The sequence below is a fragment of the Faecalicatena contorta genome, from assembly GCF_021531995.1.
Classification (GTDB): Bacteria; Bacillota; Clostridia; order Lachnospirales; family Lachnospiraceae; genus Dorea_A; species Dorea_A contorta_A.
The window spans coordinates 1-26154 of record NZ_JAFBIZ010000034.1 but is presented as its reverse complement, the minus strand read 5'-3'; the positions used below and the strand labels follow the sequence as shown (position 1 = coordinate 26154).

At 43.1% G+C, this 26154-nt stretch carries 25 protein-coding genes, 1 pseudogene and 1 riboswitch; of the genes and pseudogenes, 20 read left to right on the top strand and 6 right to left on the bottom strand.

Annotated features, from left to right (window positions below):
* Nucleotides 1–39: 39 nt before the first annotated feature.
* The 4 genes from JQM82_RS06545 to JQM82_RS06530 all read left to right on the top strand — a co-directional run bounded on the left by JQM82_RS06545 (nucleotide 40) and on the right by JQM82_RS06530 (nucleotide 4815).
* Nucleotides 40–507 (top strand): DUF3990 domain-containing protein, encoded by a 468-nt coding sequence (locus tag JQM82_RS06545; protein ID WP_235249267.1) that lies wholly within the window; start codon nucleotides 40–42, stop codon nucleotides 505–507.
* Nucleotides 500–943 (top strand): hypothetical protein, encoded by a 444-nt coding sequence (locus JQM82_RS06540; RefSeq protein WP_235249265.1) that lies wholly within the window; start codon nucleotides 500–502, stop codon nucleotides 941–943. Before JQM82_RS06545 ends, JQM82_RS06540 begins: the two co-directional genes overlap by 8 nt.
* Nucleotides 944–976: 33 nt before the next feature.
* Nucleotides 977–1564 carry a restriction endonuclease subunit S gene (locus tag JQM82_RS06535; RefSeq protein ID WP_328284207.1) on the top strand — a complete coding sequence of 196 codons (588 nt, stop codon included), beginning with the start codon at nucleotides 977–979 and terminating at the stop codon, nucleotides 1562–1564.
* Between the two features lie 110 nt (nucleotides 1565–1674).
* Nucleotides 1675–4815 carry a type I restriction endonuclease subunit R gene (locus tag JQM82_RS06530; protein WP_235249264.1) on the top strand — a complete coding sequence of 1047 codons (3141 nt, stop codon included), beginning with the start codon at nucleotides 1675–1677 and terminating at the stop codon, nucleotides 4813–4815.
* Between the two features lie 94 nt (nucleotides 4816–4909).
* On the opposite strand, the gene JQM82_RS06525 is transcribed toward JQM82_RS06530, so the two are convergent.
* Complete coding sequence (locus JQM82_RS06525; protein ID WP_235249263.1) at nucleotides 4910–5836, bottom strand: site-specific integrase; 927 nt, start codon at nucleotides 5834–5836, stop codon at nucleotides 4910–4912.
* Nucleotides 5837–6070: 234 nt separating this feature from the next.
* Here JQM82_RS06525 and JQM82_RS06520 point away from each other — a divergent pair, with 234 nt between their 5' ends.
* From JQM82_RS06520 to JQM82_RS06445, 16 genes and pseudogenes are all read left to right on the top strand, one after another.
* Nucleotides 6071–6652, top strand: coding sequence for a TetR/AcrR family transcriptional regulator (locus JQM82_RS06520; RefSeq protein WP_235249262.1), 582 nt, complete (start codon nucleotides 6071–6073; stop codon nucleotides 6650–6652).
* Nucleotides 6653–6744: 92 nt separating this feature from the next.
* Complete coding sequence (gene ilvB, locus JQM82_RS06515; RefSeq protein WP_235249261.1) at nucleotides 6745–8490, top strand: biosynthetic-type acetolactate synthase large subunit; 1746 nt, start codon at nucleotides 6745–6747, stop codon at nucleotides 8488–8490.
* Between the two features lie 146 nt (nucleotides 8491–8636).
* Nucleotides 8637–8927, top strand: coding sequence for a DUF2325 domain-containing protein (locus JQM82_RS06510; protein WP_235249260.1), 291 nt, complete (start codon nucleotides 8637–8639; stop codon nucleotides 8925–8927).
* 106 nt (nucleotides 8928–9033) lie between these two features.
* Nucleotides 9034–9318: a DUF6110 family protein gene (locus tag JQM82_RS06505; protein WP_235249270.1), complete on the top strand. Its 285-nt coding sequence runs from the start codon at nucleotides 9034–9036 to the stop codon at nucleotides 9316–9318.
* A 78-nt stretch (nucleotides 9319–9396) separates the two neighbouring features.
* Nucleotides 9397–10565 (top strand): annotated as a pseudogene (locus JQM82_RS16505) (ABC transporter ATP-binding protein); the annotation flags it as partial.
* A 71-nt stretch (nucleotides 10566–10636) separates the two neighbouring features.
* Complete coding sequence (locus tag JQM82_RS06495; protein WP_235249259.1) at nucleotides 10637–10774, top strand: FeoB-associated Cys-rich membrane protein; 138 nt, start codon at nucleotides 10637–10639, stop codon at nucleotides 10772–10774.
* A 193-nt stretch (nucleotides 10775–10967) separates the two neighbouring features.
* The gene (locus tag JQM82_RS06490) at nucleotides 10968–11612 is read left to right on the top strand and encodes a YoaK family protein (RefSeq protein WP_235249269.1); all 645 of its coding nucleotides are present in this window, start codon (nucleotides 10968–10970) and stop codon (nucleotides 11610–11612) included.
* 14 nt (nucleotides 11613–11626) lie between these two features.
* Nucleotides 11627–11824: riboswitch (cobalamin riboswitch) on the top strand.
* A gap of 169 nt (nucleotides 11825–11993) precedes the next feature.
* Nucleotides 11994–14711: a hypothetical protein gene (locus JQM82_RS06485; RefSeq protein WP_235249258.1), complete on the top strand. Its 2718-nt coding sequence runs from the start codon at nucleotides 11994–11996 to the stop codon at nucleotides 14709–14711.
* 18 nt (nucleotides 14712–14729) lie between these two features.
* Nucleotides 14730–15938, top strand: coding sequence for an ABC transporter substrate-binding protein (locus tag JQM82_RS06480; protein ID WP_235249268.1), 1209 nt, complete (start codon nucleotides 14730–14732; stop codon nucleotides 15936–15938).
* 38 nt (nucleotides 15939–15976) lie between these two features.
* A complete protein-coding gene (locus JQM82_RS06475; RefSeq protein ID WP_235249256.1) occupies nucleotides 15977–16999 on the top strand; it encodes a FecCD family ABC transporter permease in 1023 nt (340 codons plus the stop codon).
* A gap of 3 nt (nucleotides 17000–17002) precedes the next feature.
* Nucleotides 17003–18121, top strand: a complete 1119-nt coding sequence (locus tag JQM82_RS06470) for an ABC transporter ATP-binding protein (protein WP_235249255.1) — start codon at nucleotides 17003–17005, stop codon at nucleotides 18119–18121.
* A gap of 82 nt (nucleotides 18122–18203) precedes the next feature.
* The gene (locus tag JQM82_RS06465; protein ID WP_235249254.1) at nucleotides 18204–18683 is read left to right on the top strand and encodes a hypothetical protein; all 480 of its coding nucleotides are present in this window, start codon (nucleotides 18204–18206) and stop codon (nucleotides 18681–18683) included.
* Complete coding sequence (locus JQM82_RS06460; RefSeq protein ID WP_235249253.1) at nucleotides 18680–20020, top strand: TrkH family potassium uptake protein; 1341 nt, start codon at nucleotides 18680–18682, stop codon at nucleotides 20018–20020. The genes JQM82_RS06465 and JQM82_RS06460 overlap by 4 nt, the downstream gene beginning before the upstream one ends.
* Before the next feature lie 23 nt (nucleotides 20021–20043).
* Complete coding sequence (locus tag JQM82_RS06455; RefSeq protein ID WP_235249252.1) at nucleotides 20044–20697, top strand: potassium channel family protein; 654 nt, start codon at nucleotides 20044–20046, stop codon at nucleotides 20695–20697.
* A 12-nt stretch (nucleotides 20698–20709) separates the two neighbouring features.
* Nucleotides 20710–22164: a sensor histidine kinase gene (locus JQM82_RS06450; RefSeq protein WP_235249251.1), complete on the top strand. Its 1455-nt coding sequence runs from the start codon at nucleotides 20710–20712 to the stop codon at nucleotides 22162–22164.
* Nucleotides 22130–22819 carry a response regulator gene (locus tag JQM82_RS06445; protein WP_235249250.1) on the top strand — a complete coding sequence of 230 codons (690 nt, stop codon included), beginning with the start codon at nucleotides 22130–22132 and terminating at the stop codon, nucleotides 22817–22819. Before JQM82_RS06450 ends, JQM82_RS06445 begins: the two co-directional genes overlap by 35 nt.
* A 35-nt stretch (nucleotides 22820–22854) precedes the next feature.
* Here JQM82_RS06445 and JQM82_RS06440 read toward each other — a convergent pair whose 3' ends face one another.
* From JQM82_RS06440 to JQM82_RS06420, 5 genes are read right to left on the bottom strand one after another with little or no spacing between them, the layout of a single operon-like run.
* Nucleotides 22855–23580, bottom strand: coding sequence for a PHP domain-containing protein (locus JQM82_RS06440; RefSeq protein WP_235249249.1), 726 nt, complete (start codon nucleotides 23578–23580; stop codon nucleotides 22855–22857).
* Nucleotides 23577–23906, bottom strand: coding sequence for a DRTGG domain-containing protein (locus JQM82_RS06435; protein WP_334302960.1), 330 nt, complete (start codon nucleotides 23904–23906; stop codon nucleotides 23577–23579). The genes JQM82_RS06440 and JQM82_RS06435 overlap by 4 nt, the downstream gene beginning before the upstream one ends.
* 5 nt (nucleotides 23907–23911) lie before the next feature.
* Nucleotides 23912–25291: a [Fe-Fe] hydrogenase large subunit C-terminal domain-containing protein gene (locus JQM82_RS06430; RefSeq protein WP_235249247.1), complete on the bottom strand. Its 1380-nt coding sequence runs from the start codon at nucleotides 25289–25291 to the stop codon at nucleotides 23912–23914.
* Nucleotides 25292–25310: 19 nt separating this feature from the next.
* Complete coding sequence (locus tag JQM82_RS06425; RefSeq protein WP_235249246.1) at nucleotides 25311–25733, bottom strand: ATP-binding protein; 423 nt, start codon at nucleotides 25731–25733, stop codon at nucleotides 25311–25313.
* Nucleotides 25734–25737: 4 nt separating this feature from the next.
* Nucleotides 25738–26082, bottom strand: a complete 345-nt coding sequence (locus JQM82_RS06420) for a DRTGG domain-containing protein (RefSeq protein ID WP_235249245.1) — start codon at nucleotides 26080–26082, stop codon at nucleotides 25738–25740.
* Between the last annotated feature and the right edge of the window lie 72 nt (nucleotides 26083–26154).

Here is a 26154-nt window from a genome sequence, read left to right as displayed (position 1 = left end):
TAAGTAAAGTGTAAAACGTAAAAAAGGGGATTGATTTGAGTGAAATTGTTAACACTATATCATGGAAGTAGGGAAATTGTAGAGTTTCCGGAAATACGAAAAACTAAATATACCAAAGATTTCTCTTGGGGATTTTATTGTACAAACAATTATCAGCAGGCATGTAGATGGGCTGAACGACGAAACGAAAAAGGAATTGTAAATATATATTCTTATCAGGAGAATCAGAATTTAAATATTAAGAAATTTAATGAGATGTGTGATGAATGGTTGGATTTTATTGCAGAGTGCCGGTCAGGAAAGATCCATTCATATGATATAGTGGAGGGACCAATGGCAGATGATACAATTTGGAATTTTGTGAATGATTATCTTGCTGGAAATATTAGCAGGAAAGTGTTTTGGGAATATGCTAAATTTCAGCATCCAACACATCAAATCAGCTTTCATACATTAAAGGCTTTGGATTGTCTTCGGTTTGAAAGGAGTGAATGTATTAATGAATGAAAAAAGAAATGATGATATTTATTATGTGTGTACGATGATAGAGTATGTGGCGCGAGTGACAAAAAACCATAGAAAAGATATTGTTGCACGAATTTCAAAAAAAGACATGGAACATGAATTGAAGGTAGCTGAGGTAAATCATTGCCTAAGTTTTGAACAGGTTTCTGATGAGTGGATTGAACAATACGGAATCGTAGAGGGAAATTTTGATACAGTTACTACCTGCAAGTATAATGTACCATCTGTCACATCCATTGGAAGGGTGTATCAGCAACTTGTTTTGGCAACAGCGGAAAAGGATGAAGAAGCACAGGCAATTAAAGATGTGTTCGCCTCCTTTATTAGTGATGAAATATCATATTTTAATTCCAATGTATACTATAGCAATCCTGATTATTTGCGATGTTCTTATCAAGAAGGAGCTTTGCTGGCATAGATAGCATAGTATGTAAAAAATGCGTTAGATTATATAAAAGCTAATCCTTGGGAACAGCGTAAGTTTGCAGATGTCGTTCAAATTGAGCGTGGCGGTTCGCCAAGACCGATAGACGATTATATAACCGATTCCCCCAATGGTCTTAATTGGGTGAAGATTGGTGACGCTCCAGCACAAGGTCATTACATTACAAAAACTGCTGAAAAAATAAGACCTCAAGGCTTATCAAAAACGAGGGAAGTACATCCTGGAGATTTGATTTTGTCAAACTCAATGAGCTTTGGAAAGCCTTATATAATGGGCATTGACGGTTGTATTCACGACGGTTGGCTTCTTATCCGTGATACAAATAACACCTTTGATTTAACCTTTCTTTGCCATCTATTAGGTACACCACAAATGCTTGACCAATACAGGTCACTTGCTGCGGGTAGTACAGTGAATAACCTCAACAAAGAATTGGTGGGGAATACTGTTGTTACGATTCCTAAAATAGATGAGCAAAGAGTATTGGGTCAATATTTGGAACGACTGGACAACCTTATCACCCTTCATCAGCGTAAGGCTAAAATGCTTCAATTTATTAAGAAAATAATGGTTGAAAAGATGTTTATATCATAGTAAAAGGGAAAGCATATGTTTGGTAATGCAAAGGCTGTATGTTGTATGGAAAGGAGCTGCAATACAATTAATATACATATAGAATTTAGAATTGAATGGAAGTGACAATAATGAGTTATGACAGTGAAGCCAGATTTGAAGCCGATTTGATTCGGACGCTCGTCGAAGAAAAGGGCTGGAAGGATGGCGTTTTACAATATAAAGATGAAAAAGATCTGATACAGAACTGGGCAAATATTATATATGAGAATAACAGATCTGTTGACCGACTGGGAGATTATCCGATTACCCAGGGGGAGATGCAGCAGATTCTGGAACAGATGAAGGCGCTAAAAACACCATTGAAATTGAATGGATTTATCAATGGCGGCTGTGTGCAGATTATCAGAGATAATGAACAGGATGTTCATAATTTTGGAAAGATGATTTCACTGAAAATTTTTGACAGAAATGAAATTGCTGCCGGAAGAACAAGATATCAGATTGCTGAGCAGCCGATATTTCATGCAAGGAACGAAGTTTATCCGAAGCGAAGAGGAGATTTTTGTCTGTTGATCAATGGAATGCCATTGATTCATGTAGAACTTAAAAAGAGTGGAGTACCCGTTTCTGATGCGCAGTATCAGATCGTGAAGTATCTGCAGGAAGGTGTGTTTTCCGGATTGTTTTCTTTAGTACAGATCTTTGTGGCGATGAATCCGGAAGAATGTGTATATTTTGCAAATCCCGGGCGTGCAGAATTTTATAATAAAAAATTTTGTTTTCACTGGGCAGATCAGTATAATAATCCAATCAATGACTGGAATACGATAGCGGAAAGATTGTTGTCCATTCCTATGGCACATGAATTAATTGGGTTTTATACCGTTGCGGATCAGACGGACAACACACTGAAAGTAATGAGAAGTTATCAGTATTATGCAGTCAGTAAGATATCAAGAAGAGTCAGTGAGATGAAGTGGGATGACCAGAATATCTACGGTGGTTATGTGTGGCATACAACCGGATCCGGAAAGACCATGACCAGTTTTAAGGCTGCGCAGATGATCGACAACTCAAAGGACGCAGATAAAGTTGTATTTCTTATGGATCGAATCGAACTGGGGACGCAATCTCTGAGAGAATATCGGGGATTTGCAGATGAAACTGATGAGGTGCAGTCTACTGAAAATACGGAAATTCTTGTGGGAAAATTAAAGAGTGATTCTACAAAAGATACCTTGATTGTTACATCTATTCAGAAAATGAGTCGGATAAGGCCGGACGAAAGCATCAATATTGCAGATATTCAAAAAATAAATCAAAAAAGAATTGTATTTATTGTGGATGAATGTCACCGAAGTGTATTTGGGGAGATGCTGGCAACGATTAAACATACATTTCCCAGAGCAATTTTTATTGGATTTTCTGGAACCCCAATTCTTGAAATTAATAAGAAGAAAGATACAACTACTGCAGATGTGTTTGGGGATGAACTGAAAGGAACGAGATATACCATTGCAGACGGAATGAGAGACGGGAATGTGCTTGGGTTTGATACCATTCCTCAGCCAACATATAAAGATTATGATCTAAGAACGGTAATTGCACTGGAAAAAGCAAAAGTAGATGATGTGACAGAGATATTTGGAAATGCAAGAAAAGAAGCCATCTATTACCATTGGATGAATGAAGTTCCTATGGGTGCTGATCTGGACGAAGAAGGGAATGAGTTAGAAAGTATTGAGGCGCAGTTGACGGATGCACAGTATGACAGGGATGAACATAGAACGGCGGTTGTAGATGATATTCTTCAAAACTGGGTTCCGCAGAGTCATAACGGTAAGTTTCATGCGATGCTGGCAACGAGTAGTATTCCGGAAGCTATCAAGTATTATCATGAAATCAAATCAAGAAATTCCGGGCTTAAGATTACTGCTGTGTTTGATCCTCATGATGGCAATAACCAGAAATCTTTCGATAAGATAGAAGGAATAGCAGGAATATTAATTGATTATGGGAATACTTTTGGTGTGAAGTATAATATACCCGGTTATGCAGCATTTAAAAGAGATGTTTGTGCCAGACTGGCGCACAAAGATGCGTATGTGGCAATCGAAAATGAACCGGAAAAGTGTCTGGATCTTTTGATTGTTGTGGATCAGATGCTTACCGGTTATGATTCAAAGTGGTTAAATACCTTATACATGGACAAGTTCTATAAATGGACGAACATTGAGATGATCATCCAGGCCTTTTCCAGAACGAATCGTGTTTTTACAGATGATAAATCACATGGAATTATCCGTTATTACAGAAGACCTTACACCATGAAAAACATTGTGGAATATGCGTTTGAACAGTATTCCGGCAATAAGCCATACGGCATCTTTGTCCCGAAATTAAAAGAAAATCTGGAAGCAATGAACAAATGTTACGAGGAGATACATAGACTGTTTGAAGTGGCAGGCATATCTGACTTTTCCAGGCTTCCGGATGATGTGACTGAGAAGAGGAAGTTCGCCAGGTTATTCCGGGAGATAAACCAGCATTTGGAACCGGCGAAGGTACAGGGATTCATATGGGAAGAACTGACTTATGAATTCAATACCGTCGATGGAGAAAAGGAAAGTTATTCACTTAAATTTGATGAACATACTTTTGATACTTTATTGCAGCGGTATAAAGAATTAAGTCGTGGAAGAGATGCAGGGGACAGTGCTGATGAAGCATATGATATCGATCCTTATCTGATGTCATTATCTACTGAAAAAATTGATTCTGATTATATGGACAGTCGATTTAAAAAGTATGTTAAGCTGTTGAATGATCATGCAGACGAAGAAACGATAAACCATATGTTAAATGAACTTCATCGATCTTTTTCCAGCCTTTCCCAGGAAGAACAAAAATTTGCCAATCTTCTTCTGAAAGACATACAGAACCATGATTTGGTAGTCAGTGATGAAAAAAATGTGAGAGAATACATTATTGAATATCAGATGAGGGCGAAAAGTGATCAGATCAGTACCTTTGCAGAGCGCCTGGGAATCTATGAACAGAAACTGAGACAGATTATGGAAAAACATGTTACGGAAGAGGACATTAATGCATTTGGCCAATATGATGAATTGATTCAAAACATAGATATTGAGACGGCAAAGCGGTATTTTGATGAAAAAGAAAATACAGATATACCAAAGCGGAAAGTTCGGGCAAAATTAGATCACCTTCTGCGAACATTTATATTAGAGGGTGGATTTGATATTTAACAGTAGGAAGGCGTTATCAAAGAGATAGCGCCTTTTGTGGTGAATCAATCATAACCTTAATCCCTTGTGGTGTGCACAATATGATACAGTATGTTTAATTGAGTCCGGATAAGGATCTCATGATGAGATCGATATCTTTATTTTCCAATTCCTGAATGATGTGGAGATAGGTTTTTTGTGTTGTTGTCATGCTGGAATGGCCAAGTCTTCGGGCAACGCTGGCGATGGATACTCCGGCAAACAGAAGTAGCGAGGCGTGGGTATGGCGGAGTCCGTGAATCGAGATAACAGGGATATCTACATTCTTACAATGACGGGCAAGGATGTCATTCACAGTGGAATTGTAAACAGCATGATTTACAAAGATTGGTTTATCATCAGGCAAGTCTTTTAACAGACCGGCAAATTGAATGACGGTTTGCCAGTCTAATTGTATTTTACGAACCGAAGAACGATTCTTAGTTGGAAGAAAACCTCCGTCTCCTTTATAATTCCAAGTTTTCGAAATGGACAGGATCTGATGAGAAAGATCAAAATCTTTTGGAGTCAATGCAAGAGCTTCTGAAAATCGCATGCCTGTTTTGGCGACTAAAAGAATAAACCAGTCCCAGCTGACGGTATTGTCCAAGGTTAGATCTGCCAGCAGTTTTTGAAGTTCAAATTGATTCAGATATTTTTGCTTTTTCTCTCCGGGCTGTTTTCCTTTGATGATTGCCTTGCGGGTAGGATCGCGTTCTATCAGTCCTTCATCAACAGCATCTAGAATGGCACATTTTAAATGATGATGGAAATCCATTGTGGTTTGCCGTTCGTGTTCGGCAGCATAATCATTCAGGAGTTGTTGATACGTGATTCTGGTTAAATCAGAAAGATATAGTGTAGGTATCAGCTTCTCAATCCATTGATGAGTCATTATGTACTTTTGCATTGTTACGGATCTGATTGCACCTTCTTTATATGTGGTGATCCATTGTTTGTAATAATCACAAAATAAGATATTTGCGGATGTGTTCATAGGCATATGTAGGCCCTCCTTTTACATTTTGTGTGCACACCGAAAAAAAGATAAAGCCATCAGACTGTTTCAGGCAGTCTGTAGTTCTTAATCATATTGTAATCATTCATCCAAAGATGGGAAGTAAGGGGAGAATGATAAACATCGTATCATTTTACTGCACAGGCATATATTGACAGTCAATTGCAAAATATCTATAATGAAAGTAATTACTTGCATTGCGGATGGGAGAGACGGAAAATGGATGAAACCAGTCAGAAGATCATAGATGCGGCGATGTCACTGGTGAGGGATAAGGGATATGTTGCGACTACGACAAAGGATATTGCGCGGGAAGCGGGAGTGAATGAATGCACGCTGTTCCGCAAGTTTCATTCCAAAAAGGATATCGTACTGAGTGGTATGGAACAGGAAAGGTGGCGCGGCAATCTGACGCCGGAGGCCTTCAGGAACATTCAGTGGGAGCTAGCACCTGATCTTGAGATGTTTATGACGGAATATATGAACCGAATCACACCGGAATTTGTAAGGTTGTCGATCGGACTGAGAGCGCCGCAGCTGTATGAAGAAGCAGAGCCGCTCGTGATGAAAGTCCCACAGGCATTTTTGTCTTCTCTGACGGAATATTTTCAGGAGATGGAACGCCGTGGAAAGCTTCCGCATATGGATTTTGAATGTCTTGCACTGACGATTTTTTCCAGTACTTTCGGGTATACATTTTTGAATGCATCCTTTGAGGACCGGCTTTTTTCTGTCAGTCGGAAACAGTATATCAGGCAGTCGGTTCAGACATTTATTCAGGGGATCCAGAATCAGAAATAACAGGAATTGCGGTACCATCAATGCGTGGTGCCGTATATTTATCACTGATATGCAAGCAAGTACACGCATACACAATGAGGAAGGAGATCATTATGGAGATTACGGGAGCGGAATTATTTGTAAAAGCCTTGAAAGAAGAAAACGTGGAGACGTTGTTTGCCTATCCGGGAGGTCAGGCAATTGACCTGTTTGATGCACTTTATGCAGCAGAAGGGATCGATATCATTCTCCCCAGACATGAACAGGGACTGGTTCACGCTGCGGACGGCTATGCGAGATCTACGGGGAAAGTCGGTGCCTGCCTGGTGACAAGCGGACCCGGTGCAACCAATCTTGTAACAGGGATTGCTACAGCGAACTATGACAGTGTACCTCTTGTATGCTTTACCGGGCAGGTGCCTACACAGATGATCGGAAAAGACGCGTTTCAGGAGGTGGATATTGTCGGGATTACAGAAAGCATCACGAAATACGCAGTCACTGTAAGGCGGAGAGAGGATCTGGCAGAGACGATCAAAAAAGCATTTTTCATTGCCCGTTCAGGAAGGCCGGGAGTGGTCGTGGTTGATCTGCCAAAAGATGTACAGCAGGCGCTGGGAAGTCCGTGTTATCCAAAGCATCCGAAAGTGCGCGGTTATCATCGTAAAGCAGAGGTCTCGGCAGCAGAGATCAGAAAGATACTGGAGTGTTTAAGCCGTGCAAAAAAGCCGGTATTTCTTCTGGGCGGAGGTGTCAATATCGCCCGTGCCGGTCAGGAAGTGACAGTACTTGCGGAACAGACAGGGATTCCTGTAGTCACGACCATTATGGGAAAGGGTATAATTCCAACCAGTCATCCTCTTTATATCGGCAATCTTGGAATTCATGGGTGCTATGCCGCGAACAGAGCCATCAGTGAGTGTGATGTGCTAATTGCAATCGGTGTCCGCTTTAACGACCGCATTACCGGAAAGGTAAGTGAATTCGCGAAATCCGCAGCAGTCATTCATGTAGATATAGATCCATCTTCAATATCAAAAAATATTGCTGCCGATCTTGCGATTGTCGGAGATGCAAAAGAAGTGATCCTGAACATGCTGGAAATGGCTCCTGCCTATGATTTTGGGGATTGGCAAAAGCAGGTGGAATTCTGGAAAAGAGAACATCCGTTGACAGAGGAGCAGGATATGCAGCCAGGAGTTACACCGCTTCGTATTATCCGGGAGATCAATCGGGTCTTTGAGAATGCCGTGATTGCAACGGACGTGGGGCAGAATCAGATGTGGACGACTCAGTTTCTGGAGCTTACACCGAAGAAACAAATGTTGACTTCCGGAGGTCTTGGAACCATGGGATATGGGCTTCCGGCGGCAATCGGAGCACAATTGGGAAATCCGGATAAAGATGTCATTGCCATCTGCGGGGACGGCGGTATTCAGATGAATATTCAGGAGATGGCTACGGCGATCGTGTATGAGCTTCCGATCATTATCTGTATCTTGAATAACGGATATCTGGGAAATGTCCGCCAGTGGCAGGAAATGTTTTTTCAGAAACGGTATTCCTGCACCTGTCTTCGATACCGGAAAAGCTGCCGGATTACCTGCAATACACCGTCTGCCTGCTGTCCTGAATATGTCCCTGATTTTATCCGGTGGGCAGAAAGTTATGGTGCAAAGGCAATTCGAGTGAAGCAGCAGGAAGAGATTAAGATGGCACTGGAAGAAGCAAAACATACAAAATCCGTTCCTACCGTGATTGAATTTATCCTTGATCCAGAGATGAATGTGCTGCCCATTGTACCTCCGGGAAGTTCCATCGGTGATATGATAATGGAAGATGAGAAAAAAACTCAATGAGGCAGAAAGAAATTGACAATCGGATGAGAAATCTATAATATAGAAGAAAGAAGTTAGTACAAACTAACAAAAAGAAATACGCCGACAAGGCGTTTTCTTTTAAAACGGAGGTTAGCTAAAACTAATTTTCGAAAAGGAGAAGAAATATGAGTGTAGTAATCATAGGTGGAAATGAATGTATGGTACGACAGTATAAAGAATTATGTCAGGAATATCAGTGTGAGGCAAAGGTGTATCCCAAGCAGAAAAGCAGCCTGAAAGGAATAGGAAGTCCAGATCTGCTTGTGTTATTTACCGGAACGGTATCACATAAAATGGTGCGAAATGCACTCAGTGAAACAAAAGGGCGGGATGTGAAAGTGATTCGATCACATACAAGTTCCATGTCAGCATTGAAGAATATCCTGGAAGAAAATGTGTGGTGTGGCTTACAGTAGCTGTTTGAGAGGAATCTGCCATTAATTGAGAAAATAATTCAATAATGCCGTTTGCTTTTGACTATGGTTCGGGGAAAGCGTATGATAATAAGAAACTTCAGATGAAATTCAGGTAAAACGTGGAGTTGTATTCGGGATCGCAGGAGTCAGATTGCTGTCCAGCAGAGATGCAAAAAAGATATATACAGGCTGTACTGCAGCTGTGCTTCGTGCGAAAGATTGTGTGATGAAGACAGTTGAGACCGTTCAGGAGAATGCGGAAGATATTCTGGCGGAAGCAAAACTGATCAATGAGGAACGTGAGGCGGCTGAAGAAGCTGCGGTTCAGGGAGATATTGCAGAAGAGTGTGCGGATGAGACAGACGTCTGTAGACAGGCTGAGGCGGAGTAAGTGAAGTTCGTAATTAAGCATGAGATTCCAGGGAGAATCCGTATCCATGTAGTACAGAAGCGTATGTCCTCTGCGGAGGCCGATACGCTTGCACTTCTGGGTTATCTGGTGGTCGGTGCGATGATTCCGATCTGGAATGGGAAGAAGGGAGCCGACGAAGGTATGCAGTTTCGGAACTTGTTTGGAGATCTGAACAGCTTTATTCTGGATTCTCTGCGTGGATTGGATGAGACGATTCAGTATAACAGGGGAGAAGAGCGGATGACACAGATGGCTGAACGTTCCAAAAACCTGGGGTAGATGCAGAAGAAGCTGAATTGTCATGAGGCAGTGCAGGGATCACTGACGAACATGGTCATCCTGCTGTTCTCTTTTGGGATGCTCTTCTTTATGCTCTGGAGGTTTGAAAGCGGTGTGGTCAGCTTCGAAAGTATGTTGATCGCAGTCGTTGCCATGATGGGTTCTTTTGGACCGGTGACGGCATTGTCCAGTCTGTCAAATAATCTGAATCAGACACTGGCAAGCGGGGAACGAGTACTTTCTCTGTTGGAAGAGGAACCGCAGACGGAAGAGATCTCCGGAAAAGAAACAACTGCATTTGCAGGCACGATGGTAGAGCATGTAGACTTCGCCTACGAAGAAGAACAGATATTGAAAGACTATTCCATGAGTCTTCCGAAGGGGAAAGCCATAGGCATCCATGGGGCAAGTGGTTCCGGTAAGTCCACCCTGCTAAAGCTTCTGATGAGGTTCTGGAATGTGAATGGGGAAATATCCGGATCTCAGGAAAGGATATCCGTGAAATCAACACGAAGGATCTGCGGGATATGGAATCCTACGTGACACAGGAGACTTACATGTTCCACGATTCCATTGCCAATAATATCGCCATCGGAAAGCCGGGAGCAACCAGGGAAGAGATTACATGGGCGGCGAAAAAGGCATCAATTCATGACTTTATCATGACGCTGCCGGATGGATATGATACAGAAATCGGAGAACTGGGGGATACCTTGTCCGGCGGTGAAAAACAGAGGATCGGAATTGCGAGAGCATTTCTTCACGATGCGCCGCTTCTGATTCTCGATGAGCCAACGAGTAATCTGGATTCTCTGAATGAAGGAATGATTTTAAAGTCTTTAAATGAATCCCGCGAAGATAAGACGGTAGTACTGGTATCTCATCGGAAATCGACGATGAATGTGGCGGATATAATCTACGAGATGGAAAACGGACGTATTTCCTGAAGAAACGGTCATAAAGTATTGCAGGAATGATGCGTGTGTAATATGATTGGAGATAGCAGGAGGTGCGAATTATGGGAACTTTCATCATGTCTTTGTTGCTGGCAGGAGCAGTAGTAATGGCTGTCCGCAATCTCATAAAGCGTAAAAAAGATGGAAAATCTCTGCAATGCGGAGGGGACTGTGCCAATTGCAGCAGAGACTGTCATTGAATCAAAAATCAATACAACCATTGAAATCAGTAATTCTGAGAGCAGGGCTGTTAAAAACGGTCCTGTTTGACTTTTGTCTGATAATGAATATAATAGTGACAGGAGATAGAAATGACAGGAGAATGATAAGATGCAAATAAAGCATGAAAGACACAGACCGGGGAAGATCCGGGAGATCCTTGCCAGAAAGCAGATGTCAGAAGCATTTGTCAACAGTGCATTTCTTGCATTGTCCGGGGGATTTCAGGATGCTTATACATATAACACAAGAGAAGAAGTATTTTCCAATGCACAGACGGGAAATGTGGTGCTGATGAGTCAGCATTTTATGGCAGGAGAATGGCAGGCAGCATGCCGGTATCTGCTTCCTTTGCTTGCCTTTGCGCTGGGAGTTCTGATGGCTGAGCAGATACAGCATCGTTATAAATACGCAAGAAAGCTACACTGGCGTCAGGGTGTATTGCTGATTGAGATTGCAATCCTGTTTCTGGTGGGATTTATTCCTGTCAGATATAATATAGCAGCAACGGTGTTCGTTTCTTTTTCGTGTGCCATGCAGGTACAGAGCTTCCGGAAGGTAGACGGATACTCCTATGCAAGTACCATGTGCATCGGCAACATTCGAAGTGGAACGGCATCACTGTCCGTGTATCTGAGAGAAAAGAAACCGGAACAGCTCAGGCAGTGTCTCTATTATTTTGGAATTATTCTGTTGTTTGCAATCGGTGCCGGTGTCGGAGGTAATCTGTCTGCGACGTATGGCATTCATATGATCTGGTTTTCCTGTGGGCTTCTTCTGATCAGTTTCTTTCTGATGTCACTGGAAAAATGGAAGTGAATATGATATATTACACTTGATATAAAACTGCAGGTGTCAGTTCGATAGAGTCTGTCGGAACTGGTGAAAAGGGAAACAGGTGCAAATCCTGTGCGAACTCGTCACTGTGAGCAGGGAACAGGGAAGCCGATATGTCACTGAGAGATCGGGAAGACAGCTTCTTATGTGTGGATCTGCAAGTCAGGAGACCTGCCTGTAGTGTACACGGGACGGATCAGATGATCAGTCCCAGGCCACGAGTAATTGGTCGTACATGAATGTAATATAAGTCATTCGTGCGCCCTCTTACAGATGCCTTCGTAAGGAGGCGTTTTTTCGTACATCTATGTGAAAGATGTATACCGAAAGGATTCGGTTGAAAAGAAGGAGGAAAAGAAGAGTATGAAGCGTAACACGAAACGATTGCTGGCATTGTTCCTGACAACAGCACTTACGGTGACTCCGATCTCGGCAGTCCGGGCACAGGATTTGGGAGAATCCGGGGAAAGTATGCGGACAGAAGAGGTGGCTGTGGCAGAAGAGCCGGCAATTCAGGAAGAAAATCCGGTGGTTCAGGATGAAGAACCGGCATTGCAGACAGAAGACGAAAAAGCGGACGAAGAACAGGAAAGCCTACCGCAGGATCCGACTGAAGACGTACAGACAGAAGAGATTATGAATACTGTACAGACTTCCGATGTATCCGGAAAGACCACTGTATTTTCAGACGGGGAATATCTCCCGACAGAATTTACTTTTACCGGGGGCACCGGAAAGGTACAGATCACCTGCGAAAAGGTTGTGATCAACGAAGGAAATATCACTGCATGGATCGTATTCAGCAGTGACAAATATACAACGGTTGAGATAAATGGAATGAAATATACATCAGAAATGATTGATGGGAAGAATACATTCAAGATCCCGGCGGATCTGAACTGTGATCTGTCGATCGCAGCGCTGACAACCGCAATGAGCCAGGAACACTGGGTGGATTACACGATCCATATTACACTTCCAGAGGGAAGTACCCCGATTACAGGATCAGAACCGGATCCGGGAGAGAATCCCGGAGAAGAGTCTGGTGAGGAAGAAGAACCGGGAGAAGAGGAACCGGGAACACCTGCACTCGCAGATGGTATGTATCATATGGATGTAACTACCAGTTCTTCCATGTTTAAGGTAGTAGATTGTGTACTGATTGCAGGAATGGGTCAGATGCGCGCGGTGATTACTTTAAGTGGTACCGGATATGACAAACTTTATTTGGGAAGTGCCGAGGAAGCAAAAAATGCAGATACATCCGAGCTCATTTCCTACGTACCGGATATGACGGGGAAATATACGTTTGAGATTCCGGTTAGCAGCCTTGATACAGCAGTTGCGATTGCAGCACATTCGGTAAGCAAAGATGCATGGTATGACCGTACTTTGACAATACATTCAGAAAATGCCAGAAAATTTGTGGAAGATGGTATTTACCGGATGAATGTGGAATCCAGTGCGAGTATGTTTAAAGTGATCAATTGCGTGCTTACTGTTGAGAACGGTAATATGAGTGCTGTGATTACCTTAAGCGGCACCGGTTATGACAAACTGTATATGGGAACGGCCGAGGAAGCAGAGAGTGCTCCGGCGGAGGATATGATTCCGTTTTTTGTAAATTCGGAAGGGAAATATACATATATTGTTCCGGTAGCAGGTCTGGACACAGAGATTGAAGTTGCAGCACATTCGATCAGTAAAGATCTGTGGTATGATCGCAAGCTGACTTTCCTGACGGAAGGAATGGAAAAGCTGGGACTGCCGTCGGGGGATGATACACCGACGGATGATCCGTCAGGAGGAAATTCGTCAGGAAACACACCGTCAGGAGGCAGTGGCAATTCTTCTGCCAACAATGGTACTCCGGATACTGAGTCAAAATATGAGTCAGACTTAAGCGGCGGAACCGGACGTGTGAACAGTGAAACGGCATTGAAGGATGGGGTATACACTCCGGATAAGTTCTCATGGTCAGGCGGAACCGGAAAAGTAAGTATCACCTGTAACAAAGTGACGATTACAGGAGGAAAAGCGTATGCAACTCTGGTATTTAGCAGCGACAAATATCAATATGTCAAAGCAAACGGGAATGTATACTATCCAAGCTCCAAAGGGAATGGATCTGCAACATTTGTGATTCCGGTTGCCTTGAATAAGAATAATCAGATTATCGGTATGACAACAGCCATGTCTGCCGCACATGAAATCACATATACAATCTTTATCTATCTTGCCGAGGCGGCAAAAGCAGATGGACTGAATGTAAGTGGCATGACCGGAAGCAATGAAAAGCTTGATGACGAGGCACCTGAGATCCTGGGTCTGGAGTATGAATCTGAAACAGAGATTGCATATGCCGAGTATTTCAGAATCTATCATTATAAAGGAGGCATTACACTTCTGGAGATTGATCTTACAAAGGATACACTAAGAGATCCGGAGAAAAAGACAGACGAAGAAACAGATTCCGAAGATGTGACAGAGGATGAGAATGATTCAGAACTGACACCGGAGGAGGAAGCAATTGTACAGCTTTATCACGGAAATATTGTGAAGTACCTGATCGTACCGGAAGATACAGAGATTCCGGCCGGGCTGGATAAAGAGATGATTATTATTGAAAAGCCTGCAGAGCATGTATATGTTGCAGCGGAGGAAGCTCTTCTGTCAATGGAAGATCTGGAACTTCTGGAAACAATTGCGGCCATTGGATATGAGAAAGCAGATTGCCCGTCAGAAAAGATCGCAGAAGCGATGGATAAAGAAGAGATTGTCTATGCGGGATCTTTTGAAGATCCGGATTATAAAGTTTTACTGAAGTGCAAATGTGATCTCAGTATCTTCCCATCAGAACTGCTTCCGAAAGACGAGGAGGAGCAGGAAGAAAAGATGGAGATTCTGGATACCATCATTGAAAGGCATACGATTCTGGAAATACCAATGCTGATGGATCGTTCTGCAGATGAAGAGGAAGAACTTGCACAGAAAGAGTGGGTGAAAGTCTACGGTGCATTGTTCGGTTGTGAAGAGAAGGTCGCAGAATTATTCGATGCAGCCTGCAAAGATGCGAAGTAAGAGAAAAGAGACATGATGATGAGAAAAAAAGTTTATCAATTGATCTGTGTTATGCTTTGTGTAACTATGATGACAGCCGGTGTTCTGACCGGCTGTAAGGCAAAAGAAGATACTTCAACCGGTCAGAGCGCACAGGGGGAAGGGGACAGCACAGATGCTTCGGAACAGGAAGAAGAGGTACCTGTAATTCAGGGGCTGGAATATGAGCGTACCATGGAACTTGATTATGCGGAATCATTTGATGTGTATTACTATCGTGAAGGATATAAGCTGATTGATGTGCATAATGACAGAAGGTATCTGATCGTGCCGGAGGAAAGTGATGCTCCAAAAGAGCTTGACAGCGATATCATTGTTCTGGAACAGCCTTTGGACTGTATCTATCTGGCAGCAACTTCTGCCATGGCACTGTTTGATGCGATCGATTCGATCGGAGCTATACGAATGTCAGGAACACAGGCTTCCGGATGGTATATTGAACATGCGGTGGAAGCGATGGAAGCCGGGGATATCATATATGCAGGAAAGTATAGTGAGCCGGATTATGAGATGCTGGTTGATGAGGGGTGCGATCTGGCGATTGAATCTACCATGATATTACATACCCCGAAGGTTCAGGAAATGATAGAGGATCTTGATATTCCGGTATTCATAGACCGTTCCAGCTACGAGTCTCATCCGCTCGGAAGAACAGAATGGGTGAAACTCTATGCGGCTATGATGAATCAGGAGACGGCGGCAGAAGAATTTTTTGCTGAGCAGACAGAGATCATAGAACAGTTGAAAGATTTCAAAAATACAGAAAAGACCGTGGCATTTTTCTATGTCAGTACAAATGGAACAGTGGTAGTCAGAAAGAGTGAAGATTACATCCCGAAGATGATAGAGATTGCAGGAGGAAGATATGTGTTCGGGGATCTGGAGAACAAGGAGAGTGACAGCGCAGCAGTTGATCTTTCGATGGAAGAATTTTATGCGGTTGCACAGGATGCAGATTATCTGATCTATAATTCCAGTATCGACAATCCGATTGAGAGTATCGAAGATCTGACTGCAAAGGATGAGCTGTTTCAGGAATTTAAGGCGGTGAAGGAAGGCAATGTCTGGTGTACCGGAAAGTATCTTTATCAGGCTACTGATATTGTGGGAAATCTGATTGCAGATATTCACCTGATGCTTACAGATGGAGATGAAAGCCAGATGACATTTTTGTATCAGGTAGATTAGTACGGTTTGAGTGACAGGTAGAAAACGAGGAAAAGGTTATGGAGAAGAACAAACAGAAAATATCCAGATATATTCTGGTTTTTACAGTGTTGGCAGTCAGTTTCTGCGTGATTACAGTGCTGAATATTAATACAGGAAATGTTCAGATTACATTGCCGGAGATTGTGAAAATATTATTCTGCCGAGAGGGTGATGCTGTTGCAATGAATATTATCTGGAAGATCCGCCTCCCAAGAGTACTGATGGCAGCCATTCTGGGCGGTGCACTGTCGTTGTCGGGATTTCTTCTCCAGACTTTTTTTTCGAATCCGATCGCGGGACCATTTGTACTGGGAATCTCTTCCGGAGCGAAGATGGTTGTGGCACTGACGATGATCATATTTTTGAAATACTATCGTGTAGTATCGTCTTATACCTTGATTTTTGCTGCGTTTATCGGAGCATTGATTTCGACGGGATTCATTCTGCTGATGTCCAGAAAGCTGAACCATATGGCTACGCTTCTGGTTGCGGGGATCATGATCGGCTATATCTGTTCTGCGATTACGGATTTTGTTGTGACTTTTGCAGATGATTCGGATATCGTGAATCTGCACGGGTGGTCACAGGGCAGCTTTTCTGGAATGAACTGGAGTAATGTTAAAGTAGCCGTATTGCTGGTAGGAGTGACACTGGTTTTGACATTTTTATTGTCGAAGCCGATCGGGGCGTATCAACTGGGGGAAGCTTATGCACAGAGTATGGGCGTGAATATCCGTTGGTTCCGCGTGGCTCTGATTCTGTTATCCAGTGTGTTTTCGGCATGTGTAACGGCATTTGCAGGTCCGATCTCATTTCTGGGAATTGCAGTGCCGTATCTTGTGAAGCAGGCACTTCATACGGCAAAACCACTGATCGTAATTCCAGGAACCTTTCTCGGTGGAGCAGTATTTTGTACGATGTGTGATCTGATTGCAAGAATGGCCTTTGCTCCGACGGAGCTGAATATCAGCACGGTAACTTCAATTTTTGGTGCTCCGGTTGTCATCTTTATGATGCTTCACCGGCAGAAAGAGAGGTAGAAGATGGCAGAATATTATGTACAGATGCAGAATCTGACGGTCGGTTATCATGGAATTCCATTGATCAGAGATATCAATATCGGAATAGAAAAAGGAGAGATCGTTACATTGATCGGTCCAAACGGAGCCGGTAAGTCGACGATTTTAAAAAGTATGATCCGGCAGCTTAAGACCATCTGCGGGAATGTATATATAGATAGGAATGAGATCAAGGACCTTTCGTATAGACAATTATCTACCAGAATGGCAGTTGTTCTGACCGACCGGATGAAACCAGAACTTATGACCTGTCGGGATATTGTAGCAACCGGGCGTTATCCTTATACCGGAAAGCTCGGGATATTGACCGCAGAAGATGAAGAGAAGGTCGATGAGGCAATGAAAGCAGTGCATGCGGAAGAACTTCAGGATCTTGGCTTTGAGGCGATCAGTGATGGACAGCGTCAGAGAGTGCTTCTGGCACGCGCAATCTGTCAGGAGCCGGAAGTTCTGATCCTGGATGAACCGACATCTTATCTGGATATCCGGTACAAACTGGAGCTTCTTGCAATCTTAAGAAGGATGGCAAAGGAGAAGAAAATTACAGTTATCATGTCCCTGCACGAGATTGATCTTGCACAGAAGATCTCAGATAAAATTCTCTGTGTAAAGGGGGATGCAATATCCCATTACGGAACCCCGGAAGAGATATTCAAAGAAGATCTGCTCCGTGATCTGTACGAGATAGATAATGGATATTTTGATCCTTGTTTTGGCAGTATTGAACTTCCGAGACCGGAAGGAAAGCCGCGGATATTTGTAATATCTTCCTGTGGGACGGGGATTCCGGTCTACCGGAGGCTTCAGAAAGAACATATTCCATTTGCAGCCGGAATTCTCTATACCAATGATGTGGATTATCAGCTGGCAAGACTGTTAGCTGTTGATGTGGCAGTGGAGGAACCTTTTTTACCGATCGGGGACAGTGCGTATCAGAGAGCGATGGAACTGATGGAAGCGTGCGAACAGATACTGGATGCGGGTGTGCAGATTGGTTCGTGCAATCACAGGATAACTGAGCTTCTATATGAGGCGGAGAGGATGGGAAAACTGGAAAAAGCAAAAGTGTATTTATCTAAATAGAATCTTAATACGTATGCCGGAATATTATCACCGTCTTAATACAAAATCCTTTATGATAGAGGTAGAAAAAGAAGGTGATCATATGTTAACAAATATATTATTAGTATTGGTTATGGTGGCTGCGGGAGCGTATGGATATTATCTGACATTCCGGCTGGATGGCTGGCTTGCAGAAGAAAAGAAGGAAGAGATACGAGTGGAAGAAGCGCAGCGCGGAGAAGTCTGCGCTCTATTATTTGGAACCGGAAGCCGGGTGAAGATTCTGGAACAATGGGTAAGAAATCGTGGACTGCTACCGATTGTGATCGAAGAGATCAGTATTCACAGGGAATGGAATAATATACGTCTGGTCGTTGCCGCGTCAGAGTCAGATGAGGATAATCTCTGTATCTGTAAACTGATTCAGAAAATGTATCATACAGAACAGTTATATGGAATCTGTAATGACAGGTTGAACGAAGGAATGTACGATCGTTTTCACATTCAGATTCTGAAAGAAAATAAAGAGATAACCAAGCAGCTGGAAGGATTCATTCGGAGAAGTGAGGCCGGGGTGGCATGAAGATGAAGATTCGAAGACTGACGCAGACACAGATGATCGTAGTCGGATATCTGCTGATTATTTTGATCGGAGCCCTGCTTCTGATGATTCCGGCTGCAAGCAGAGATGGGAAGGTGACTCCTTTTATTGATGCGCTGTTTACCTCTGCTTCTGCATCCTGTGTGACGGGACTCGTAATTGCAGATACATATCAGAAATGGACGATATTTGGACAATGTGTTATATTACTGTTGATTCAGATTGGCGGACTGGGCTTTATGACGATCGGTGTCTTTTTTGCGATCATACTCCATCGTAAGATCGGGCTGGTTATGAGAGGGACACTGCAGGAGAGCGTCAATATTCAGCAGATTGGCGGAATAGTTCGACTTGCAAAAAAAATCATGAAGGGAACGCTGATATTTGAAGGAGCAGGGGCACTCATTCTTGCATTGAGGTTTCAGAGAGATTTTGGATGGGTCAGAGGAATTTATTACGGACTCTTTCATTCCATATCTGCATTCTGCAATGCAGGATTTGACCTGATGGGAACAAGGGAATCCTACAGCTCTTTTACCTGGTATGATGCAGATCCGATCGTGAATATTGTAATCATGTTTCTGATTGTGATAGGGGGAATCGGATTCTTTGTCTGGAACGATATTGCAATTCATAAGTTTCATGTTACAAGATATCGGCTTCATACTAAAATTGTACTTGCAACGACGGGAATTCTGATTATATCCGGTGCGATTCTTCTGTATCTGTTTGAAGCAAACCGGACGCTTGCGGGAATGAACGGATCAGAAAAGATATTCTGTTCTCTTTTCGGGTCTGTGACTGCGAGGACAGCGGGATTTAATACCGTAGATACTGCCGCACTTTCAGACAGCAGTAAGATCGTTACAATTCTTCTGATGTTTATCGGCGGAAGTCCGGGATCCACTGCAGGGGGGATTAAGACGACAACGTTTGTGGTGCTTCTTGTGTATGTCAGTGCGAACCTGAAAAACGAGGATTCCTGTCACATCTTTGGACGAAGATTAGATGAAGGATCTATTCGAAAAGCGAGTACCGTTATGTGTACCAATCTGTTCCTGATTATTGCCGCGGTTATGATATTGACTGCGATTCAGTCGGAGCCGGTGATGGATATTGTGTTTGAGGTGGTATCGGCGATCGGCACCGTAGGAATGTCCACGGGAATTACCAGAGGTCTTACCAATATTTCAAAGTGCATGATTATATTTCTCATGTATTGTGGACGGGTTGGCGGACTTACATTTGCACTTTCACTTAGAGGGCATAAAACAAAATCGCCATTGAAAGAACCGGTAGAAGCAATTACAATAGGATAACAAAGCGAGGGAGAAAAAAAGATATGAAATCAATACTGATTATAGGTCTTGGAAGGCTGGGACACCATTTGTGTGAGAATATGATCTGCCTGGGAAATGAAGTGATGATCGTAGACAGGACAGAGGAAAAAGTAGAAGATCTGCTTCCGATTGCAACGAATGCTAAGATCGGGGATTGTACTAATGAAGAAGTCTTAAGAAGTCTGGGAGTCGGAAACTTTGATGTCTGCTTTGTGTGCATTGGGTCAAATTTTCAGAGCAGTCTTGAGATTACGAGCCTATTGAAGGATCTGGGCGCAAGATATGTGGTCAGTAAGGCGAACAGGGATATTCACGCAAAGTTTTTATTAAGAAATGGAGCGGATGAAGTAATATATCCGGATAAAGATGTGGCAGAACGTCTGGCGGTAAAACACAGCACCAATAATGTATTCGATTATATTGAACTGGCAGACGGGTATTCGATCTTTGAGATATCTCCGATGAGAAGCTGGGTAGGAAGAAGTATCCGGGATATGGATATCCGGTCCAGGTATCATGTCAGTGTACTCGGAATCAAAGTGGATGAACATCTTCAGCTGCTTCCGCGAGCTGATTACGTTATGAAGGCGGAGGATCACCTTATGGTGATCGGTCTGAAGAAAGATGTGGATAAAATGCTGGCAAACAGCAGATAAGAGAAGAGGTATATGTTAGAAAAATTAAAATCAAACCGAAAATTAATCTATATCGTACGGATGGCAGTGATTTTGTTTCTGGTTGATGTCGTATGTCTTGCGCTGAATTATCAGGGAGTAGAAAAAGAAAATATCCTGATGGTGTTTATGGTGGGAGTGCTGATGATCAGTACCTGTACCAGAGGATACGAATATGGCCTGATCGGTGCGGCGATCAGTGTTATGACCTTCAATTATCTTTTTACAGTTCCGGTGCACACATTTGCCATTATGAATCCGAATGATATGACACTGATGGTATTTTTTATGATTGCATCACTGATTTCTTCCAGTCTTGCAGTCCGTTTTCAAAAACAGCTGATTATATCAAAGAATAATGAAGAGACCGCGACCCGTCTGTACGAAATGTCGGAGCAGTTTATCAATGTAACCGGAAAAGAAAATATCATTCAGCTTGGAATCCACTGTATCTACGAGTATACAGGGTTTGAATGTGTGGTTGAGCTTCAGGATGATACGGTCATCTCGGGAACGGGGAATGAATATACGTCCAAAGATTATCTGATGTTTCCGATCATAGGAATTGTCAAACAGATCGGTATTATGAAAATACTGAATCACAACCAGGGCCTGAGTGTCGAACAGGAGCTGATCGTGAAGACGGCTGCCAATCAGATCGGAATTGCGCTGGATCGGGAGCTGATCTACACACAGCAGGAGCAGATCAAGCTTGAAGTTGAGCGGGAACATATGAAAAGCAGTATGCTTCGAAGTATATCTCATGATTTTCGGACACCTCTTACTGGAATCATGGGTGACTGTGCGATTTTGCTGGATTCAGAACAGATGGAAGATGCGGTGTCCAGACAACTGGTTCAGGATGTTATGGAGCAATCCATGTGGCTGATGAAGATGATGGAAAATATTCTGAGCATGACGAAGATTGAAAGTGGGCAGACCTTTATTCACAAAAGGCAGGAAGTGGTGGATGATGTAATCAATGAAGCTTCCGGTCATGTGATAGGACTAAAAGACAGACGCCATTATCGGGTGGACTTGCCGGAGGAAGTGATCGTTGCAGAAATGGATGGCAAGATGATCGCACAGGTGATCATCAATATTCTGGATAATGCTGTGAAGCATACACAGGATGGCGGGAAGATCAGGTTAAAAGTAAAACACAGAAACCTTCGCGTCTATTTTATTGTTGAGGATGACGGGGATGGAGTGCCGGAAGAATTGCAGAATCGAATCTTTGATGAATTTGTATCTGTGTCAGACAAAAGTGCAGATCAGAAGCGCGGAATCGGGCTCGGTCTTGCAATCTGTAAGGCAGTGGTAACTGCGCATGGCGGAGAAATATGGGAGGAAAACCGTGAAGAAGGCGGCGCCAGATTTGTATTCTGGATTCCGGCAAAGCGGGTAGAAGAAGATGGAAAAGAAAAAGATATTAATTGTGGAAGATGATAAATATATTGTGAATTTTATCTCCATGGCGTTAAAGAAAGAGGACTATGGATTCTATATTGCGAGAACGGTAGAGGAAGCAATCAGCCTTTTTTATGCGAATCAGCCGGATCTTGTCATACTGGATCTGGGACTTCCGGATGGCGATGGGATGGAGGTTATTCAGAGTATCAGAGGAATATCGGATGTTCCGGTCATCGTTGTCTCTGCACGGCAGGAGGAACAGGAGAAGATTCAGGTTCTGGATGCGGGAGCAGATGATTATGTCACAAAACCTTTTCATATGGGAGAGCTAATGGCGAGAATCCGTGTGGGTCTCCGGAAACTGAACTGTTTGCGGACGGAGGAGATACAGACCGTTTTTCATACCGGAAAGCTGAAGGTAGATTATGAAAAAAGGATCGTAGAGACTGCAGGTAAGGAAGTGCATCTGACACCGATTGAGTATAAGATCCTTCTTTTGCTGATTGCAAACAGAGGAAAAGTACTGACACATAATTATATTATTAAGGAAATCTGGGGATATGCGGAAGATATTGATGCCGGCAATCTGCGTGTTTTTATGGCGACGCTTCGAAGAAAGATAGAAGAAGATCCGGCAAATCCGGAATATATACTGACCGAAATTGGGGTTGGTTATCGGTTTCGCGAGTGAAAAATAATAATTCCCGCCATATCCGCAGTTGAAACTTATGTGTGCGGTTGGCGGGAGAGACTGTCAAGAATATCTGGAATCTGTCGGGATCTTGCATAGAGCTGATAATTCGGTTCATGAATATCCTGAAGATAATGAGCATCCGAGCTGCTGATGATATTGCAGCGCAAAAAGTAGGGATGCTCTTTTTGTATTTGATGAAGATGGTCATAGGTTGTGATCTCTGCGCAGGTAAAGGAACTGTCAGGCGGAACAAATCCCAGATTGGACAACAGACTGGTGGTAGATTTGTCAATATGTGCGGGATATGCAATTCCATGATAAGATTTTACCAGATCAAAAACCTCGTCAAATGAGATGGATGTGGCACTGATAAGGAGTCGTTCTTCCACTTCTATGACTTGATCCAGTTCGTTCATAATCTGCTGTTCACCAAAGATATTTTTTTTATTTTTGATCGGGAGGATTCGCTCGTAGACGTATTGGTCAAAATCCAGTGCATCATTCAGTTCCGGAAACAGACATACAACGTGTACCTCTTCCGAAGTAGTCAGTTCCATGCCGGGGATGACGGTTACTCCGTATTCTTCCCCGTGTTTCATGGCAGCAGGGCAGTTTTTACAGGAATTATGATCCGTCAGCGCAATTACATCCAGTCCTTTGACTGCGGCCATGCCCACGATATTTGCCGGAGTCATGTCGTCATCTCCACAGGGAGACAGACAGGAATGAAGGTGAAGATCATAATATAACGGAATCATGACAGGATCTCCTGTATTTTCAGCGCAGCCTCAAAGATCGGAAGTGAGGTGGAGAAGACTGCAATACCTTCATTTTCAGCGCAGTTCAGATCTTCCTGTGAGAACATGATTCCTTCTGCAAGAATAATGCATGATATATCTGTCAGAGAAGCAACTGCAATGGTGTTCTTATTTCCCATAACAGTCACCCATGCTCCGTTTTCCGGGGCCTTACTCATGGCGATACTTAGAAGGTCACAGCAGAATACTTTTTCAATGGATCTGGAAGGATTACCGGGGGTTTTCAGGGTGAAGATTCCGGAATCAGTCAGTTTTTGAACAGTTATCATAATTATTGCTCCTTTTTTTCGATTTCAGCGGTAAGTGTCTGGATATATTCTTTTAACATATGTACAGATTCTGCTCGGCTGTCCGCATCGTTGTCCTGCTCCAGAGAGGACATCAAAAAAGAGATGTCTTTGGACAGTGTGCTGATATATTCATGGAAAGAATAGATACAGTCATTCTTTGTTGCATGCCCGCGTACAATATCTTCTGCCAGTGCTCTGCATGACGGTGCACCGCAGGAACCGCAGTCCAGTCCGGGAAGCTGCTCTGTCAGCTCTTCGATGGCTCCCATCATCTCAAAACTTTCCCGGAAAGAAGTTCCAAGGCGGAAGACGGGTTCGTATTCTACATAAGAGGACCAGTGAAAATCCATGCTGTCATAGTCTTTCAGGTGTGATCCTGTGACAGGAAGGTTCCGCTGCAGTTTTTTGAATTTGGCAGTTGCAATGTAAGGATTTTCAACGGTCAGAGGACCTCCCACACAGCCACCGTTGCAGGCATTGAGTTCTACGAATTTCAGCCCGTGGAATTTTTCATCTTCCAGATCACTCAGTACCCTGAGAGCACTCATAATACCGTCGCATGCGAGATAATTATCGGTAAGAAGGCCATTGCATTCTCCGCCTGCATTGCCCCATCCGATTCCGATCCGGCCGGAAGCTGACAATGGTCTCAGAGAGGATTCGTCATGTGTCATATGTTCCAGAAGAACAGGATATACTTCTTTGATCGCCAGTACTTTGTCAATCTCACTTTTTTCAACCCCAAGAGGAGATTTGACGTAAGTTACCTTGGAAGGACAAGGAGATATAAAAAAGATTCCGATATCTTCGGAAGGAAGTCCTGTCTGTTCAACGGCTTTTTTTCGTGCAATTTCTGCAGCTATTTCAACGGGTGCCTTCAAAGGAAGCAGACGGGGGATCAGCGTTGGAAATTTTACACGGATCAGCCGCAGAATGGTAGGACACGCAGTACTGATAAAGGGAGCTTCGTCAATATGCTCCTGAATGTACTTATGTGAGGCTTCTGACACAAGTTCTGCTGCGGCACTGACTTCAAAGACATCATCAAACCCCATGGAAATCAATGCGTTCAGTACAATGTCTACATTCTTCAGATTGTTAAATTGTGTATATAAGGAAGGTGCCGGTAATGCAACTGTATATTTGTAATTTTTAATCTCATCAAAAGAATCATAAATGGCTACTTTTGCGTGATGCGGGCAGTATCTGAGACAACGTCCGCAGTCGATACAGAATTTCGGGTTAATTTTTGCCTTTCCATTCTGTACCCGGATCGCCTGGGTAGGGCAGTATTTGATACAGTTGATGCATCCGGTGCAGGCTTTTTTATCAAGTTGTACAGAATTAATGAATTTATCCAAAAGGTTTTCCTCCTGCCGTTTAAAAATGAACGTCCATAGTGACGGTAGTTCCAACGCCTATTGTTGTATCAATATCCATATAATCTGAATATTTTTTCATGTTCGGAAGCCCCATTCCGGCACCAAAGCCCAGAGCACGTACTTCCTCCGGTGCGGTGGAATATCCCTGTTCCATTGCTTTGTCGATATCGACAATTCCGGGACCCGTATCGGCCAGAATCATGCGGATATTATCAGGACCGATTTCTACAGTGATATTACCGCCATTGGCGTGTATGACCATGTTGATCTCGCCTTCATACATTGCGATTGCAACCTTTCGAATAACATTGTTGTCAATGCCCATGATCTTCAGCTTGTTTTTTACATCACTGCTGGCTTCCCCGGCACGTGTGAAGTCATCACCGGATATTTGATAGTTGAATATAAGTTTATCGCTCATGAAGTTATATACCTCCAGGCAATCCGTTGCTGTAAAGTATGCCGCATGCTGTGAACATACCGTGGGCAGTGCGGAGTATTACGATATTCTTGTCGGCTGCGAGATCAAGGATCTTCTGATCCGGAGTCTTGTTCCTTACAAATATGATACATATGATATCAAGCATTTCTGCGGTACGTACGACCTGAGGATTGCAAAGCCCGGTAATCAGTGCCGGATGATCATCGGCATAGGCCAGCACATCACTCATCAGATCTGAAGAAAAAGCATAATTTACTTCTTTGTCCAGATGATCTTCGCCAAAGAGAACATCTGCATCTAACAAATTTTTTATTCTTTCTATAGTCATAAATACCTCCCGAGTGGACAGATTTATTTTTCTTAGTATAACATCGAAAAAAAATGAATGCAATTGTAAAAT